Genomic DNA, 15,884 nt, shown 5'->3' with positions numbered 1-15,884 from the left:
ATTTTATTACATAATAACCTATGCGCATCTTTCTATCTACATTGTTAGGTGCCTGTCTTTTTTTTAGTTCCGCTTGTCAGGAAGAAAAAGCAGGACCGCCCAGAAAATTCATTTCCTTTAAGCTTGACAGCGTTATTTACCTGTCTGAAAACCCCGCCGGGATCCTTACCGTGCCCAATACAACGGATAACAACCCGGATAATGATTATCCTACCCTGCTGATTACCGGCACCAGCAATCGTGGTGATCAGATTGCTTTCAGCCTGGTATCCCCTACGAATATATTGCAGCCGGGATTTTATGAAAGCACACAGGGTAATTCCATGACCATCACTTTCAACGGAGGACTTTCTGTAATTGGTGCCAGTGAAAATACAGGGATCTTTGCACTGCAGATTCTCAATGTTAATGGTAATGTTGTGGAAGGTACTTTTACAGGTATTCTGAGCGACCTGTATGGCAGTGCCACCCCCAGAGTAGTGTCTAACGGCTCATTCCGGGCAGTGTATAAACAGCTGTAATCAGTATCAGATAAAAGATAAATGCGGGTACTGTGCTTTGAGTATCAGCTGGTCATCCGCATTCAGCCATTTGTGTAGCAAGGTGGCATACACGCTCTTAAAGTCTACTGTGTATTTCAGATCCCCATCCTGCAAATCAGCCAGGTCAGGTCCTTCATTCAGGATCCCTTTTTGTTGCAATCCTCCACCCACCAGGAACATATTATTTGCAGTACCATGATCGGTGCCACCACTGGCATTCTGGCCTACCCTTCTGCCAAATTCAGAAAAAGTCATCAATACCACATCCTGGAAACGATTGTTCTTTTTCAGGTCCTGCGTAAAAGCGGTGACCGCCTCATCCAGCTGGTGAAACAATCTTTCCTGTTGTCCCTGTTGTCCCACGTGTGTATCAAAACTGCCATGCGATACATAATACACTTTGGTACTGATATCGGACATAATAAGGTTGGCAATTGTTTTCATATTACGGCCCAGCTCTGTATTAGGATAGGTTTCTTTTGTTTTATACAGCCTGGACTGCTGTTGAATATAGGCCGCAGAGGCCATTGTTTCTCCCATTGTTTTGTACAGGTAGTCGGCATGACTATGCCCACCATCCTCCTGATGCTGCTGTAAAAGTTCCCGGAAGTACTTATCATTACTGGTACCAAATAAGCGGTTAGGGTCTGTAAGGGCCAGGCCCTTAGCGGTTTCTCCTTTCAATGCCAGGCTTAGTGTATCATCTATCTCCAGTGCCTGTGCACGTTTATCACAACCACTGCATTGTGCATCCAGGTAACGGCCTACCCAACCATCACTCCAATAATCCTTTGCAGCACTGCCGGTATGCCAGATGTCCATAGACCGGAAGTGCGAACGGTCAGGATTAGGATACCCTACATTATTCAACACGCCCAGCATGCCATCATCATACAAGGCTTTCAGACCCGTTAACGCGGGATGAATCCCCAGCTCATCATTTAATGATAACGCCTTTTCTCTTTTCAGGCCCAGATCCGGGCGCATCCTGTAATAGATATCATTACGGTAAGGAATAATGGTGTTAAGCCCATCATTCCCGCCGGAAAGCTGTAAGATCACCAATACTTTATTACCAGGAGGTACCAGATGGCCCCTTTCCAGTGCCTTCAAAAACCTGGGCATCATCACCGCAGCGGATGCCAGGGAACCCACCTGTAAGAAACGACGTCTGTTGATTAACATGGCTGTTTTTTTTAGCTGTTGGCTATTAGCTTTTAGCTTTTAGCTCAATGCAGCGAGTGGATTACCTATTGTTGTTTGAGCTGTTATTGTTAGCTGTTGGCTATTAGCTTTTAGCTCAATGCAGCGAGTGGATTACTTATTGTTGTTTGAGCTGTTATTGTTAGCTGTTCTCTTTTACTTTATCAATTATTCGCTGCATTCAGCTAAAAGCTAACAACTGTTAACACAGCTGGTACTCCGGTGTGCTCATCACATCTATTGTTACTGTCTTGATATAATTTTCCCTACTGGTACTATCTGCATATTTCTCCAACAGGCTTTTACTGATCCCGGTATTCTTCTGCAATAATGCCCCTGCTATTTCAGTAGCCAGCTTTTCACGGGGAATAGCTGCATAGCCTTGCAGATAAGGTTCCCAGTTGATGCGTGCATTTACTTTCCTCGCATATTGTCTTTTCAAAAAATCATTCACCTGCAGCATCATTTTATAATTACCACCATCCCCCATTTCGGGTGTAATTTCTTTAGCCCTTACATCGAACGTCTGCAAGTATAATACCACCTGGGGTACACGCATACGGAACATCAGGCTGGAGCTGTCTATCCAGCTACGTCCACCGGGCCAGCCAGCCACATTAGGCGGATAAAATAATGTTTGTCCGAGTACGCGCTGGAATAACAACATCACTTCCTCCTGCTCAAAATCCATTGGGATCGTTTTACGGATGCCTACCAGTAATTCTACCGGAGATTTAATACGGTTGCCGATATATTGCGGATCGTAAAACCAGTCGGACATAAAGATTTCACGCATCAGGGATCTGATATCATAGCCTGAATTATAAAATTTATCTGCCAGTGTGTGAATTCTATTTTCATCCAACGTATCACTTACAAAATACCGGTAAATCTTTTCAGTAATGAAGCGGGCCGTTTGTGGCTGTTCCAGCAGTATTTTAAGGATGTCATCCCCTGTATATCTGCCTTGTTTTCCGAGGAATGTCTTTTCACCGGTGTCATGTAGTTTTTCGCGGAAGCGGAAGTTCCCCATTTCATCATATCCCCATCCGGTGAATGCCCTTGCCGCTTCTTTCACATCTGTTTCTGTGTAGTTGCCTCTGCCCAGGGTAAACAGCTCCATGACTTCGCGGGCGAAATTTTCGTTGGGATGTTGTTTTCTGTTTTGTTGATTATTGAGGAACTGTAGCATGGCGGGGCTTTTGGATACTACTGTCAGCAGATCGCTCAGTTTGCCCAGCGCATGTTCCCGGATATCGGTAATCAGTTGTTGTGCAAATAGTACATTATTGGTGCGGCATGCAAAATGTCCGTGCCAGAATAAGCTCATCTTTTCGCGTAAGGCATGTGCTCCTTTTACCATGACATTGATCCAGGCCAGGTTGAGGTCTTTGATCCCCTGATTGTTCATTTGCTGCACCATCCGCTTTTCTTCGCGGGTCATGCCTTTCAGTTTTCTATAGTCGGGCAGGTCTGTTTCATCGATCACCTTTATGGATTCAGGGGTACTTTTCGAGCCTCCTATCAGCACCTTATCTACAACTACCTTGCGCCGTTTCTTTTCCCAGGCAGTAACTACCGGCAGGTTTTCGCCAAAACCAGCCCTCCAGGCAAGATGTTGCGCTTGTAATTGTTCCTCTATGAAAGGCATACGCAATAAATTTCAAGTAAGACTATGAATAACCGCAGAGGTTTAATACTACCGGAATCGCCATACGGGGAAACTACTTCCTTTCTTAAATATCTCCTGCTCTGCCGGCAGGGCCATAAAAGCATCAGCCAACAACAATCCTGCCAGGTCGCCGGAGCCATGATACGTTTGGGGTAATGCTTCCCATTGCCCGGAAGGCAGGCTCTGTAGCTTTACAGGCAAATAATATTCCAAAGGTTTATCAAACAATACATCTTCCCCAAGCAGGGCGTATAGTGGCGGCGCAGCATTTTGCCTCATTCCTGCCTGCAGCCAGGGCTGTACGTAACGGTAATAGCACATAAATCCGGATACAGGATTACCCGGTAATGCAAATACAGCCGGTCCTTTTTCGAAAACACCAAACAGGAAAGGTTTTCCCGGTCTCTGTTGTACTTTATGAAAGATCTGCCGCATACCCAGTTGATGTAATACCTGTGGCAGATGATCATATTTGCCAGCAGAAACTGCACCAGAGCAGATCCATACATCTGTATCCCGCAGTAATTCCTGCAGATGCGTTTCCATCGCCCCTGCATTATCCGCCAGGTGTAAATATTGTGCAGTAATCCCCAGGCCTTGTAAAGCAGCCCCTATGCTATATAAATTGGATAACCGTATCTGGTGCGCTTCCGGCACCGTAGTAACCGGTACCAGCTCGTCGCCTGTAGCAATGACCACTACCCGGGGCCGTTTGCTGACTGTTACCAGTGCATGTCCTACAGTAGCCAATACGGCTATCTCTGCAGCACCTATCTGTGTACCCGCTGTTATCAGCGCTTTCCCTGCCGGCGCATCCGAACCCAGCAGGTGGATATTTTGTCCCTGGCGTACTTCTTTTTCAATGGTAAACCGGCGAAAGCCTTCGTGTTCATCTTCATGCAAATGCTCATAAGGGATGACAGTATCTGTCAGCTCCGGCAATACAGCTCCTGTCATCACTTCCATACAATTGGCGGTATTTCCCAGCTGTTTACGGGACATACCTGCCGCCTGCATATCCTCCACCCCAAAAATGAGTTGTCCTTTCGCAAAACTGTCATAACTGATCGCTATACCATCCATCATTACCCGGTTGAACGGCGGGAAGGGGCGGTCGGCGTAAATGGTTTCCCGCAATACACGCCCTACTGCAGTATCAAAAGGTACCTGTTCTGTACCAAAATCACGCACCGTATTCATGACAGCAGAAAAAGCAGCAGTTACATTCAGCATCATTTAAACTATTTTTGCATTGAACAGGGAGAATCCATTACAAATTACGAATTAACCGGTAGGTAAGAAAGTAAATGCTGCCTTTGATCTGGTGGTCCCTGTTCAGCGGAGGAGATATATGTGCCTGCTTTCAGTGATCAGTAAATTAATTCCTTTATGCAAAATGATATCAGCACTTCCGGATTTACCCACCTTGACCAGTCGCATCAGCCCGCTATGGTAGATGTAGGAGATAAGGCGGCTACTGTACGTGTAGCCGTGGCAGAAAGCCGGGTATTTTTGCCACCGGTAGTACGCTCACAGTTTGCCGGTGATGATATTGTCACAAAAAAGGGCGCCGTATTTCAGACGGCCATCATTGCAGGGATTATGGCAGCTAAAAAAACACCGGACCTGATTCCTTTGTGCCATACTTTACTGCTCGATAACTGCCAGGTACACATTACCCTGGAGCAGGAAGAAGCTGTTATCCGGTGTACTGTTAAAACGACCGGCAAAACGGGAGTAGAAATGGAAGCCCTTACCGGCGCCAGCATAGCGGCATTAACCATCTACGACATGTGTAAAGCATTTACACATGACATGATCATCCGGCAAACAAAACTGATCAGTAAAAGCGGAGGGAAACATGATTTCGGACAATAAACAGGCCCGTTTAAAAGGATTGATATTATGTGGCGGTAAAAGCACCCGTATGCAACAGGATAAAAGCCAGCTGGCTTATCATGGGCAACCGCATTGGCAATATCTGCTACAGTTATTACAGGAATTTGTGCCGGAAGTATATTTATCCTGCCGGCAGGAGCAGGCAGCGCAATTCCGGGAGTATCCGCATATCATTACAGACAGTGTTGACGGAGCAGGCCCATCAGCCGGATTGTTAAGTGCACATGCTGCCCAACCGGATGTTGCATGGCTGGTATTGGCCTGCGATCTGCCATTGATCAGCCGGCAGAGTCTGGCCGCTTTACTCCAGGCGCGCAATCCACTAAAAGCAGCCACTTCCTTTAATTCTCATTTCAATAATTCTCCCGAACCTTTAATCGCTATCTGGGAACCTGCTGCATTAGCAGTATTGCAACAAAACTTTGCAACAGGTAAAAACTGTCCCCGGAAAACTTTATTGGGATGTGATGTACTGGTATTGGAAAATGTGAATGTGATGGAACAATTTAATGCGAATACACCAGCTGAAATGCAGGAAGCGCTGCAACAGCTTACGGATGCGCCGCCACCCATACCGCCCCATCCTCAAAATACTCCTTCTTCCAGATAGGTACAGTTTCCTTTAATGTATCAATTGCATAAGAACAAGCTTCAAAAGCAGCCTTTCGATGGGGAGCCGCCACTGCAATCACCACCACGGTATCACCGGGGTATTTATCACCTGTAGCATGCAATAGCGCTATCTTTTTTACGCCCCATTGCTGAGCTGCCTGTTGTGCTATTTTACGCATCTCGGAGAGGGCCATAGGAGCATAACATTCAAAGAAGAGCCGTGTTACTTTTTTTTGCTGTGTTTCATTGCGTACGGTACCAATGAAGGTGACAATACCTCCACAATCCGGCGACTGTACAAAACTGACGGCCTCTTCCACCTCAATCTCCGTATCTATTTTTATAAGCTCCTCCATATCTGTTTTTTTTAGATTATCACCCTCCGCTTACCGGCGGAATCACGGCTACTTCATCTCCAGGTATCAATACCTGCTCGTTACCGGCATAGGCACTGTTGACTGCTATCATTAATGAACGCAGATTTTGCAGGGCAGGGTACTGCCGGAACAGCCAATGTTTCAGATCACCTACGGTAGTGATATCTTCCGTCACCGTAATAACCGGTGCGGTAACAATGTCTTTAACAATCCCAAATAACAATACTTTCATTTATGACGTTGCTGGTGATTACTTAAAATTACAATATGGAAGCCACAAAGCAGGAAAATTAGTAACTTTAATATCACCAGGAACTAAAAATGGCGTCATGAAAATCAGGATAAAAGGTAATAGTATCCGCTACCGGCTCGACAAAACTGATATCGAAGTATTGCAGGAGCTCAACAAAGTAGAGGAGATGACCCATATAGGTGATCATGCACTTCATTTCTGCATCCGCGCCAGGGAAATTCCGGAGTCTGCTATCAGGATGGAAAATAATGGCGTTCATTTATCTGTTCCCCTTCTCCAGATCACCCAATGGACTACCACCGATCAGGTAGGATTTAACCTGGAGCTTCCTAATCCGGATGGCTCCATATTAAAGATTCTGGTAGAGAAAGACTTTAAATGTTTAACCGAACGTGATGAAGACGATAGCCAGGCGTTCGACAATCCACTAGCTGGCGAATCCTGCTAATGCACATGCTCACAGATGCACATAACCGGACGATCAACTACATCAGAATTGCAGTAACAGACCGCTGCAACCTGCGGTGTAACTATTGCATGCCGGAAAACATGCATTTCATGAAAAGAGCGGCGCTGCTTACTTTTGAAGAGATAGTACGTCTGATGCAGCTCTTAAGTACAGCAGGTATAAATAAAATCCGTATTACCGGCGGTGAACCTTTTCTCCGCCAGGATCTGTTGCAATTACTTTATAAACTATCCGCTTTACCTGGTATAGAAAACATCGCCATTACCACCAATGGTGTACTCACGCAATCTTTCATTCCTCAGCTGCAGGACATGGGCATCCGGCATATCAATCTAAGTCTGGATACACTACAGGAAAAGAAATTTGAACGCATTACGCACCGCAATGAATTTATCACAGTGATGCAAACACTGGAAAGCCTGGTAAAACATAATATGCAGGTGAAAATAAATACGGTGGTGATGCAACAAGTGAATACCGATGAGCTACTTGATTTTGCAGCACTTACCCAGCAATACCCTGTTGCAGTAAGGTTCATAGAAGAAATGCCTTTTAATGGACAAGGGAATAGTTTCTCCGGCATTATATGGAACTATGAAAAAATACTGGACACACTCCGCACAAAATATACACTTCATAAAATACCCGATCCTCCCTATGCTACTGCATTGAACTACCATATTCCCGGGCACCTGGGAAGTATTGGTGTGATCCCTGCCTTCAGCCGCACCTTCTGCGGAACCTGCAACCGCATCCGGGTAACCCCTACCGGTGGCCTTAAAACCTGCCTGTATGGACAAGATGCCCTGAATGTAAGAGATCTGATGCGCCAGGGTATGAACGATGCTGATCTGCTATTGCAAATACAAACGGCCATTCATCAACGTTTTGCCAATGGCTTTGAAGCTGCGGCACATAATCACCATAGCAAAATGGAAAGCATGTCTGTAATAGGGGGGTAAAAAGAGTTTTTAGCTCTTAGCAGTTAGCTTTTAGGTATTATGTTTTGTTTTTAGTTGTTGGCTAATCGCTTTTAGGTATTTAAACAACATACTGCAAGTAGTTAAAGGCTAAAAGCCAATAGCTATCTCGCCAGCATCCGCACGCCGGCGTATAATATCAACACCGCAGTAGCGGCTTCTACCCAACGGGGTTTTAGTACAGCAGCACTTAAGCGGGCGCCTAGTTGTCCGCCGATGATGACGGACAATAACAATGGACCAGCAAAAGCTGGTTGGAAAATGATTTCCCGTTTTGCTGCCTGTCCTAACAGGCCGGATAAGGAGTTAACAAGAATAAAGCAACTGCTTAAGCCAGCGATGTTTTTAGCCGTGTCGTACTTCCCCAATCGCAGCACGGGTGCCAGGTAAATACCACCTCCAATGCCTGTCATACCTGAAAGCAGGCCTATTGCCCCACCAATAATACCATATCTGACCGGATGTTCGCTACCCGCTTCTTTGACGGTATATGACTTTTCAAAAAACAGGCGGTAACACATAAACACTGCTGCCAGCGTTAGCGCAACACCCAGTAGTAAAAAAAAGGTTTGCTGTTTTAAGGGCAGGTAACTTCCTACAAAAGCGAGGGGAACACTTACCAGACTGAGTTGCCAGGCTTTCTTTAAAGGCAGATGCCCGTTCTTATAAAAGTGATATACCCCACCTGCTACCACGGCAACGTTGCAAAGTAATGCAGTAGATTTCATCAACTGAAAATCAATACCCCATAATGCCATCAATGCCAGGTAACTGGAGCCTCCGCCAAATCCGGCAGAAGAGTATACCAGCGCTACGAAGAAGAAAAATATACAGAGTTCCAGGATCATCGTTTAAGTAAGCTTTCTGATGTAAATTATCCGGCATCACTATGCGGGAACAGCCACAGCCACGCACGGATCAGTAGGTGTCCATCTGATCATCGATCTCATGCGCCCATGCATGAATGCCCCCTTCTACATTATATACCTTTGTAAACCCAGCTGCTACCAACTGTTGCGCTACCGCCCTGCTGCGCATCCCATGATGGCACAACAACGCTACCGGCTGCTGGCGTGGTGCCAGTTCCATCACATCCATTACCTTACGCATAGGAATATGTACTGCCTGCGGAATATGACAGATATCCCATTCATGCGCTTCTCTCACATCTACAAACCGGAAATCTTTTCCCGTGTCCAACCAGAGCTGCAATTCTTCTACAGAAATGCTCTGCACACCGGTCACTTCACACACATCCTGCCCATAGTTTTCCTGCAGTGTCCGGATAGCGTGATTACCCGGAACGGGATTGACCGTGAAAGTATGATGTACATTATGGAGCGTATCTATCGTTAATAGCTGGTTGCTTAGCGGTGTACCAATGCCTGTAATTACTTTTACTACTTCATTAGCCTGGTAACATCCAACTATACCTGGCAATACACCTAAAACCCCTATCGCACTACAGTTCAGCATATCACCTGCCAATGGAGGTTCCGGAAACAAACAGCGGTAAGTAGCACTTCCTTTATAGTTAAACACACTTACCTGTCCTTCGTATTTATAGATAGCCCCATAAATGAATGGCTTTTGCAGTATTACGCAGGCATCATTTACCAGATAACGGGTACCGAAGTTGTCAGAGCAATCTACCACGACATCATAATCACGGATGACTGCCAATGCATTTTCCGGTGTAAGGAAAGTATCATATGTGGTAAACTCGATTTCGGGATTCAATTGCTGCAGGCGGCTTACGGCGATGTGTACTTTTGATTTTCCTTCGTCACCAGTGGTATACAGCACTTGCCGTTGAAGATTGGTAATAGCAATCGTATCATGCTCTACTACACCAATATATCCTATGCCCATTGCCGTTATATATTGCAACACAGGTACTCCCAGTCCTCCTGCACCTATTACCAACACTCTCGCATCCACCAGTAGCTGTTGCTTTTCTTTGCCAAATCCTTCCAGCTTTAGCTGCCGGTCATATCGTTCCATACACTTCTCTTCTTTAGATAAATAAAGGTAATAAAAAGTACTCCGCCGGCGGATCAAAATGATTGTTATTTCACCCGCCTGGACATTACCACCAGATCTACATAGCTACCATCCTTATGCCGGATGCCCTGAGGGATGCGGCCATGTTCCTGAAAATCAAAATTGCGATATAGCTGAATCGCTTTTTCATTGTTAGCAAATGCGGAAAAATGCAGGATTTCCAATTGTGGATGTGTGGTGGCCCATCGTAACGTAGCTGTTATCAAACGCCGGCCAATCCCCATGTTCCAGTAAGCATGCTGGACACCAATCCCAAATTCTCCCCTATGTGCCTGCTTGGCAAAATAGCCTTGATTTACAGTCACTGATCCTACTACCTTCCCCTCTACCAATGCCAGTAGCAATAAATGATTAGGGTGATCCAGGTAAGACTGGATAAAAGCCCTTTCAGCCGCCAGGTCTATCGCCATTGCTTCCTCCGGGGAAAACAACAGGAAATCGGTTTCCCGGGTCATGATCCTTAAGTTATCCAGTAGGGCAGGTGCATCTTCTAAGGTGGCTGGCCGGATCACCAGCTCCTGTCCGTTACGTAATAGCTGTTGCATATTGCGAAAATAAGTATAAAAAAAGTGACGATAACCAACCAGTGAAACCCTGCCCTGGTTACCACATTGTTTAAAACATAAATGGCTGCACCACTTAAAGCGGTGCAGCCATTTGTATCTATCTCATACGTTCGTTAACTGATCTTACCCGCTCCAAAATAGGATTGCAATACCGGAGGTATATGTATACCATCTTCCGCCTGGTTATTCTCCAGCAAACAAGCCAGTATGCGCGGTAATGCCAGGGAACTGCCATTCAGGGAATGTACCAGTTGCGGTTTACCATTGCCGTCTTTGTAACGGATTTTCATACGGTTGGTCTGGTAGGTTTCAAAGTTAGACACAGAGCTTACTTCCAGCCATTTCTGCTGTGCTGTACTGTATACCTCAAAATCATAGGTCAGCGCAGATGCAAAGCCCATGTCACCACCGCAAAGTCTTAAAATGCGGTAAGGTAACTGCAGGGATTGTATGAGCGCTTCCACATGTGCCACCATCTCCTCCAGTACATCGTATGATTTTTCAGGATGTACCAGTTGTACGATCTCTACTTTATCAAACTGGTGCACCCGGTTTAATCCACGCACGTCTTTTCCGTAAGAGCCAGCTTCCCTGCGGAAACAAGGGGTATAAGCGGTCATTTTTATGGGCAGGTCGCTATCTTTCAATATTTCATCCCGGTAGATATTGGTCACCGGTACTTCTGCAGTAGGTATCAGGTACAGGTTGTCTACTGTAGCATGATACATCTGTCCTTCTTTATCCGGCAGCTGTCCTGTACCATAAGCTGAAGTTTCATTCACCATATAAGGCGGTGCAAACTCTACATAGCCATTGTTGGTATTATAATCCAGGAAATACTGGATCAATGCGCGTTGTAAGCGGGCACCCCTGTTTTTATAAACCGGAAACCCATTACCTGTAATCTTATTGCCCAGTTCAAAATCTATCAGATCATATTGCTTTACGAGGTCCCAGTGAGGCACTGCATTAGCATGTAAGGCCGGGATGGTACCACCACCACGCACTTCCACATTCTCTTCCGGAGTTTTGCCGGGAGGTACGCTCGCAGCAGGCAGGTTGGGCAGCTTCACCAGGGTATTGTGCAACAATTTCTCCGTAGTATTCAGCTCATCATTAATAGGTTGTAGCTGCTGCTTCAATTCACTCACTTCCGATTTCTTTGATTCCGCTTCGTCTTTCTGCCCTTGTGCCATCAGCTTACCAATTTCTTTGGAAAGCGAGTTTACCCTGGCTTGAGTTTCATCATAATCCAGCGTTAACTTCTTACGCTTGTCATCCAGCGCCAGCACCTCTTCTACCACTTCCAGTTCTTTAAAGTGTTTAAGGGCCAGGCGTTCCAGTACCAATGCTTTGTTTTGACGAATAAACGGAACCTGTAACATATAGAAAACTTATAAAATTTTAGCAAAGATAGAAAAATAAGCTGTTAGCCGTTAGCTATTAGCTGCATATAGCGGGTGGTTAGTGTATAAGCTGTTAGCCGTTAGCTATTAGTTTTTAGCTCAATGCAGCGGATGATTAGCACGGTGAACTATCCGTTCTTAACTAACAGCAAACCATCATCCCTAACGGCTAATGGCTAAAAGCTAATAGCTCTTAACTAAGGTACTTCCCCACAATAGGTATTCTCCGGCCTACGCCAAAGGCTTTGGACGATACCCGGATGATGGGGCAGAACTGATTACGTTTGTATTCATTGGTATTTACCAGTTTCAGGGTACGGGATACCAGCGCTTCGTCAAAACCCTGGGCAATAATCTCCTGAGGGCCCTGACGGCGCTCAATGTACTGGTATAATACTTTATCCAGCACAGCATAATCCGGTAAACTATCGCTGTCTTTTTGATTGGGTCTTAATTCGGCAGAAGGGGCTTTGTCAATGATATTGACCGGGATAATTTCTCCTTTCCGGTTGATATAACGGGCCAATGCGTATACCTGCATTTTGTATACATCCCCGATTACGGACAAGCCGCCCGCCATATCACCATACAGGGTACCATAGCCGGTTGACAGCTCGCTCTTATTGGAAGTGTTCAACAGGATATACCCGAACTTGTTAGATAAGCCCATTAAGAGGTTACCACGGATACGTGACTGCGTATTTTCTTCCGCCACATTAAAAGGTAGTCCTTTAAAATACGGATCCAGTGTTTGCAGGAAGCTCTCGTAAATATCATTGATGCGGATAATATCATATGGATTATCCAGATTTTTGGACAACGCCACTGCATCATCTACAGAATGTTCTGTAGAATAAGGAGAAGGCATCAAGATAGCGCGTACATTCTCCTTGCCCAGTGCATCGCAGGCAATAGCCAGCACCACGGCGCTGTCTATCCCTCCGGATGATCCGAGAATAGCTTTGGTAAAGCCCATCTTCCTGAAATAATCCCGTATGCCTAATATCAGTGCGTCGTAAATACGATCGATGTTATGTTCAAACACCAGCGACGTCATGGGAGTGAATATGGTCGCCTCCGGTATAGCCGTGTTATTGCCTGTCAGCGTATCCAGCTCTACGCTTTCCATTGCTTCCAGGAAATAGGGCAATTCCCTTACAACATTCCCCTGGGCATCATAAACCAGGGAACCTCCATCGAAAACGATTTCTGTTTGTGAACCTACTGTATTGCAATAGAGCATGGGCATCCGGTATTTCAATACATTAGCCCGGATGATCTCTTTGCGGTCTTCATCATGATCATAATCAAACGGAGAAGCCGACAGGTTGATCATCACATCCGGCTGCTGTTCCATCAGCTTATCCATTGGGCAAACGCGGTACAAGGGATTATCACCCAGGTTCCAGATATCTTCACAAATAGTTACCGCCAGCTTTTTGCCTTTGAAGGGTATTACCTGCCATTCATAAGCGGGTTCAAAGTAGCGGTATTCATCAAATACATCGTACGTAGGCAGCAACGTTTTATGCACTACCTGTTTTACTTCCTGTTCGTATAAAAACCAGGCCGCATTAAACAAGTCTTTTCCTTCCCGTTGCGGATTACGGCAGGGAGCACCTACCAGCACCGCGATATCTTTAGTATAGGCCTTTATGCGATCAATCGCTGCATAACATTTGGCAATAAAATCTTCAAACTCTAAAAAGTCACGTGGGGGGTAACCACAAATGCATAATTCAGAGAACACGACCAGATCAGCCCCTTCTGCGCGGGCCTGCTGAATTCCATCAATGATCTTTTCCGTGTTTACCTCAAAATTACCAATATGATAATTCTGCTGGGCCAGTACGATTTTCATATAAAAAGAAGCGCTTATTTAGGAAGCTATTAGCTGTTAGCTTTTAGCCGTTAGCAATTATGTTTTGTTAAAAATATTATATTCAGCTTTTAATGGTGTTTTGTTAAAATCAACACCTGAAAGTACCATTACGTTCACTGGCTAAAGGCTAAGAGCCAATAGCTAACAGCTAAAAATATACGCCCAGCTTCAACGCAAAGCTATTAAGATTCACTCTCCCATCATCCCATTTGCTATTGCGGGTTACGTCAATAAACCCATTCTGGAAGCTGATCCCCACCAATCCGGTCAGGCTTTCTCCCAGCGGATATTCAATCCCTGCCCCTATCAGCATACCAATGTTAATGCGGTTGATGTCTTTCAAAATATGCTGGCGGTCAAAGGTTTGCGACATCGTCACTACATCTGCGCGGGCCCGGATGGGAAAACCAAAGTAGGTACCAAACTGTCCCCAGTAAGCAATATCACTCCCACCCACTGTTTTCAGCTTAATACTCAGTGGTATTTCTATGTGCTGCAATTTCATATTGTACTCTGCCGGTTGCTGCCTGAAGTTACCCAGCCCTTTGCCGGCATCATATTTCAGTTTGCTGCCAGCCGTGCTTATCTGCAGGCCAGAAGCAATAGCATATCTGCCTTCCGGATCCAATAAGAAATCTACCATCAAACCATAACTCACTCCCAGCTTTGCACTATTACGGTTTACCCCTGCTTCCTGCGGATTCAGTATGGTGATTGTGGGATCAATCTTAAATCCCAGCCGCACGGATTGTTTTACATCAAACCGACCTTGTGCCACACTTGTTGTAACTATTCCGCAAAAGACGCCTAACAATAATAGCTGCTTCATATTTAATATTATCCTTTTTTACTACAATGTATCTATTTTTACCCTTCATTCAGTTTTCATAAACGATGCAAAGTTACATCAATAAAAACACCTGTTTATGTTTGTTATGTGCTATAGTGCTGATAATGACGGCCTGTAATAACAACAAAAAAGTACCGGATGTCAGTCACATACAGGTAAACGTAAAAATAGCCCGGTTTGATACCGCACTATTCAATATTGATACAAATAATGTAGCACCTGGTCTGCACAAACTGGCCGGAGAATACCCGGTTTTCCTTCCTGTATTCATTGAACATATTATGAATTTCGGGCCGTATGCTGACAGCAGCCGGCTGGTACAGGAACAAACTCATATGTTTCTGACCAATCATGATTTCAAAGCATTACAACAGGCAGTCACCGCAAAATATCCTACCCTGGAAAATGTTGAAAAGGAATTAGCCCAGGCATTCAGGTATACTAAATACTACCTCCCCGCATTTCATATCCCTAAAGTGGTGTCCTTTATTTCCGGTATTGGTAATTATGGCGCTGTAACAGCCGATACCCTGTTAGGCATAGGACTGGACATGTACATGGGCGCAGATTTCCCTCCTTATGGGATGATTCCGGATTACCCAGCTTATATGGTTCGCCGGTTTTCACCGGAATATATTGCTACTAATTGTATGCAGGTATTGCAACAGGAGCTTTATCCGCCTTCTTCCAAAGCCAACCAGCTGATAGCGCAAATGATAGAAGCCGGGAAACAGCAATATTTTCTCGACATGGTGCTACCGTATACCCCTGACACTATCAAATTGGGGTATACAAAGGACCAGCTGGACTGGTGCCTGGAAAACGAGCAGCTGGTCTGGCAATATTTTATTCAAAACAACCTGCTTTACAGCACAGACTGGCAGGAGATGACCTATTATATGGGAGATGGTCCGGCCACACGTGGTATGCCCCCCGGCTCACCGGGAAAAATCGGCAATTTTATTGGCTGGCGGATCGTTACGCAATATATTGCCCGTCATCCGGAGGTAACGCTCCAACAACTGCTGGAAACAACAGACCAGATGAAGATCTTTAATGGAGCCAAGTATAAACCTCGCTAAATCTCAGGAGTGACTAATAAACAGGAC

Annotated in this window: 17 protein-coding genes; 6 read left to right on the top strand and 11 right to left on the bottom strand. The window is 45.3% G+C overall.

Going from position 1 to position 15,884, the window contains the following annotated elements; translation table 11 throughout:
- Positions 1-20 precede the first annotated feature (20 nt).
- The gene (locus ABR189_RS20570; protein WP_354662358.1) at positions 21-521 is read left to right on the top strand and encodes a hypothetical protein; all 501 of its coding nucleotides are present in this window, start codon (positions 21-23) and stop codon (positions 519-521) included.
- Between the two features lie 6 nt (positions 522-527).
- Here ABR189_RS20570 and ABR189_RS20565 read toward each other — a convergent pair whose 3' ends face one another.
- The 3 genes from ABR189_RS20565 to ABR189_RS20555 form a co-directional block, all read right to left on the bottom strand.
- Positions 528-1,727, bottom strand: a complete 1,200-nt coding sequence (locus tag ABR189_RS20565) for a DUF1501 domain-containing protein (RefSeq protein WP_354662357.1) — start codon at positions 1,725-1,727, stop codon at positions 528-530.
- Positions 1,728-1,947: 220 nt separating this feature from the next.
- Positions 1,948-3,396 carry a DUF1800 domain-containing protein gene (locus ABR189_RS20560; RefSeq protein WP_354662356.1) on the bottom strand — a complete coding sequence of 483 codons (1,449 nt, stop codon included), beginning with the start codon at positions 3,394-3,396 and terminating at the stop codon, positions 1,948-1,950.
- A 48-nt stretch (positions 3,397-3,444) separates the two neighbouring features.
- Complete coding sequence (locus ABR189_RS20555; RefSeq protein ID WP_354662355.1) at positions 3,445-4,653, bottom strand: molybdopterin molybdotransferase MoeA; 1,209 nt, start codon at positions 4,651-4,653, stop codon at positions 3,445-3,447.
- 153 nt (positions 4,654-4,806) lie between these two features.
- On the opposite strand from ABR189_RS20555, the gene moaC reads away from it, so the two are divergent.
- Both moaC and ABR189_RS20545 read left to right on the top strand, forming a co-directional pair.
- A complete protein-coding gene (gene moaC / locus ABR189_RS20550; protein WP_354662354.1) occupies positions 4,807-5,295 on the top strand; it encodes a cyclic pyranopterin monophosphate synthase MoaC in 489 nt (162 codons plus the stop codon).
- Positions 5,279-5,926 carry an NTP transferase domain-containing protein gene (locus ABR189_RS20545; protein WP_354662353.1) on the top strand — a complete coding sequence of 216 codons (648 nt, stop codon included), beginning with the start codon at positions 5,279-5,281 and terminating at the stop codon, positions 5,924-5,926. Before moaC ends, ABR189_RS20545 begins: the two co-directional genes overlap by 17 nt.
- On the opposite strand, the gene ABR189_RS20540 is transcribed toward ABR189_RS20545, so the two are convergent.
- Both ABR189_RS20540 and moaD read right to left on the bottom strand, forming a co-directional pair.
- Positions 5,868-6,284 carry a molybdenum cofactor biosynthesis protein MoaE gene (locus ABR189_RS20540; RefSeq protein ID WP_354662352.1) on the bottom strand — a complete coding sequence of 139 codons (417 nt, stop codon included), beginning with the start codon at positions 6,282-6,284 and terminating at the stop codon, positions 5,868-5,870. The two genes, ABR189_RS20545 and ABR189_RS20540, sit on opposite strands and share 59 nt — an antisense overlap.
- A gap of 19 nt (positions 6,285-6,303) precedes the next feature.
- Positions 6,304-6,537: a molybdopterin converting factor subunit 1 gene (gene moaD, locus ABR189_RS20535; RefSeq protein WP_354662351.1), complete on the bottom strand. Its 234-nt coding sequence runs from the start codon at positions 6,535-6,537 to the stop codon at positions 6,304-6,306.
- Between the two features lie 97 nt (positions 6,538-6,634).
- Between moaD and ABR189_RS20530 the strand changes: the two genes are divergently transcribed.
- Positions 6,635-7,006, top strand: coding sequence for a DUF7009 family protein (locus tag ABR189_RS20530; RefSeq protein WP_354662350.1), 372 nt, complete (start codon positions 6,635-6,637; stop codon positions 7,004-7,006).
- Entirely contained in the window at positions 7,006-7,989 is a 984-nt protein-coding gene (gene moaA, locus ABR189_RS20525; RefSeq protein ID WP_354662349.1) for a GTP 3',8-cyclase MoaA, read from the top strand. Before ABR189_RS20530 ends, moaA begins: the two co-directional genes overlap by 1 nt.
- Positions 7,990-8,111: 122 nt before the next feature.
- Here moaA and ABR189_RS20520 read toward each other — a convergent pair whose 3' ends face one another.
- From ABR189_RS20520 to ABR189_RS20495, 6 genes are all read right to left on the bottom strand, one after another.
- The gene (locus ABR189_RS20520) at positions 8,112-8,855 is read right to left on the bottom strand and encodes a sulfite exporter TauE/SafE family protein (protein ID WP_354662348.1); all 744 of its coding nucleotides are present in this window, start codon (positions 8,853-8,855) and stop codon (positions 8,112-8,114) included.
- 70 nt (positions 8,856-8,925) lie between these two features.
- Positions 8,926-10,011, bottom strand: coding sequence for a ThiF family adenylyltransferase (locus tag ABR189_RS20515; protein ID WP_354662347.1), 1,086 nt, complete (start codon positions 10,009-10,011; stop codon positions 8,926-8,928).
- Positions 10,012-10,076: 65 nt separating this feature from the next.
- Complete coding sequence (locus ABR189_RS20510) at positions 10,077-10,616, bottom strand: GNAT family N-acetyltransferase (RefSeq protein ID WP_354662346.1); 540 nt, start codon at positions 10,614-10,616, stop codon at positions 10,077-10,079.
- Between the two features lie 134 nt (positions 10,617-10,750).
- The gene (gene serS / locus ABR189_RS20505; RefSeq protein WP_354662345.1) at positions 10,751-12,022 is read right to left on the bottom strand and encodes a serine--tRNA ligase; all 1,272 of its coding nucleotides are present in this window, start codon (positions 12,020-12,022) and stop codon (positions 10,751-10,753) included.
- A 214-nt stretch (positions 12,023-12,236) separates the two neighbouring features.
- On the bottom strand, positions 12,237-13,904 hold the full coding sequence (locus ABR189_RS20500; protein ID WP_354662344.1) for an NAD+ synthase: 1,668 nt from the start codon (positions 13,902-13,904) through the stop codon (positions 12,237-12,239).
- 169 nt (positions 13,905-14,073) lie between these two features.
- Positions 14,074-14,754 (bottom strand): porin family protein, encoded by a 681-nt coding sequence (locus ABR189_RS20495; RefSeq protein ID WP_354662343.1) that lies wholly within the window; start codon positions 14,752-14,754, stop codon positions 14,074-14,076.
- Positions 14,755-14,819: 65 nt separating this feature from the next.
- Between ABR189_RS20495 and gldB the strand changes: the two genes are divergently transcribed.
- Complete coding sequence (gene gldB, locus ABR189_RS20490) at positions 14,820-15,857, top strand: gliding motility lipoprotein GldB (protein WP_354662342.1); 1,038 nt, start codon at positions 14,820-14,822, stop codon at positions 15,855-15,857.
- The last annotated feature ends 27 nt before the right edge of the window (positions 15,858-15,884 follow it).

The organism is Chitinophaga sp. H8 (assembly GCF_040567655.1).
Taxonomy (GTDB): Bacteria; Bacteroidota; Bacteroidia; order Chitinophagales; family Chitinophagaceae; genus Chitinophaga; species Chitinophaga defluvii.
This window is presented reverse-complemented; position numbering and strand designations above follow the sequence as displayed.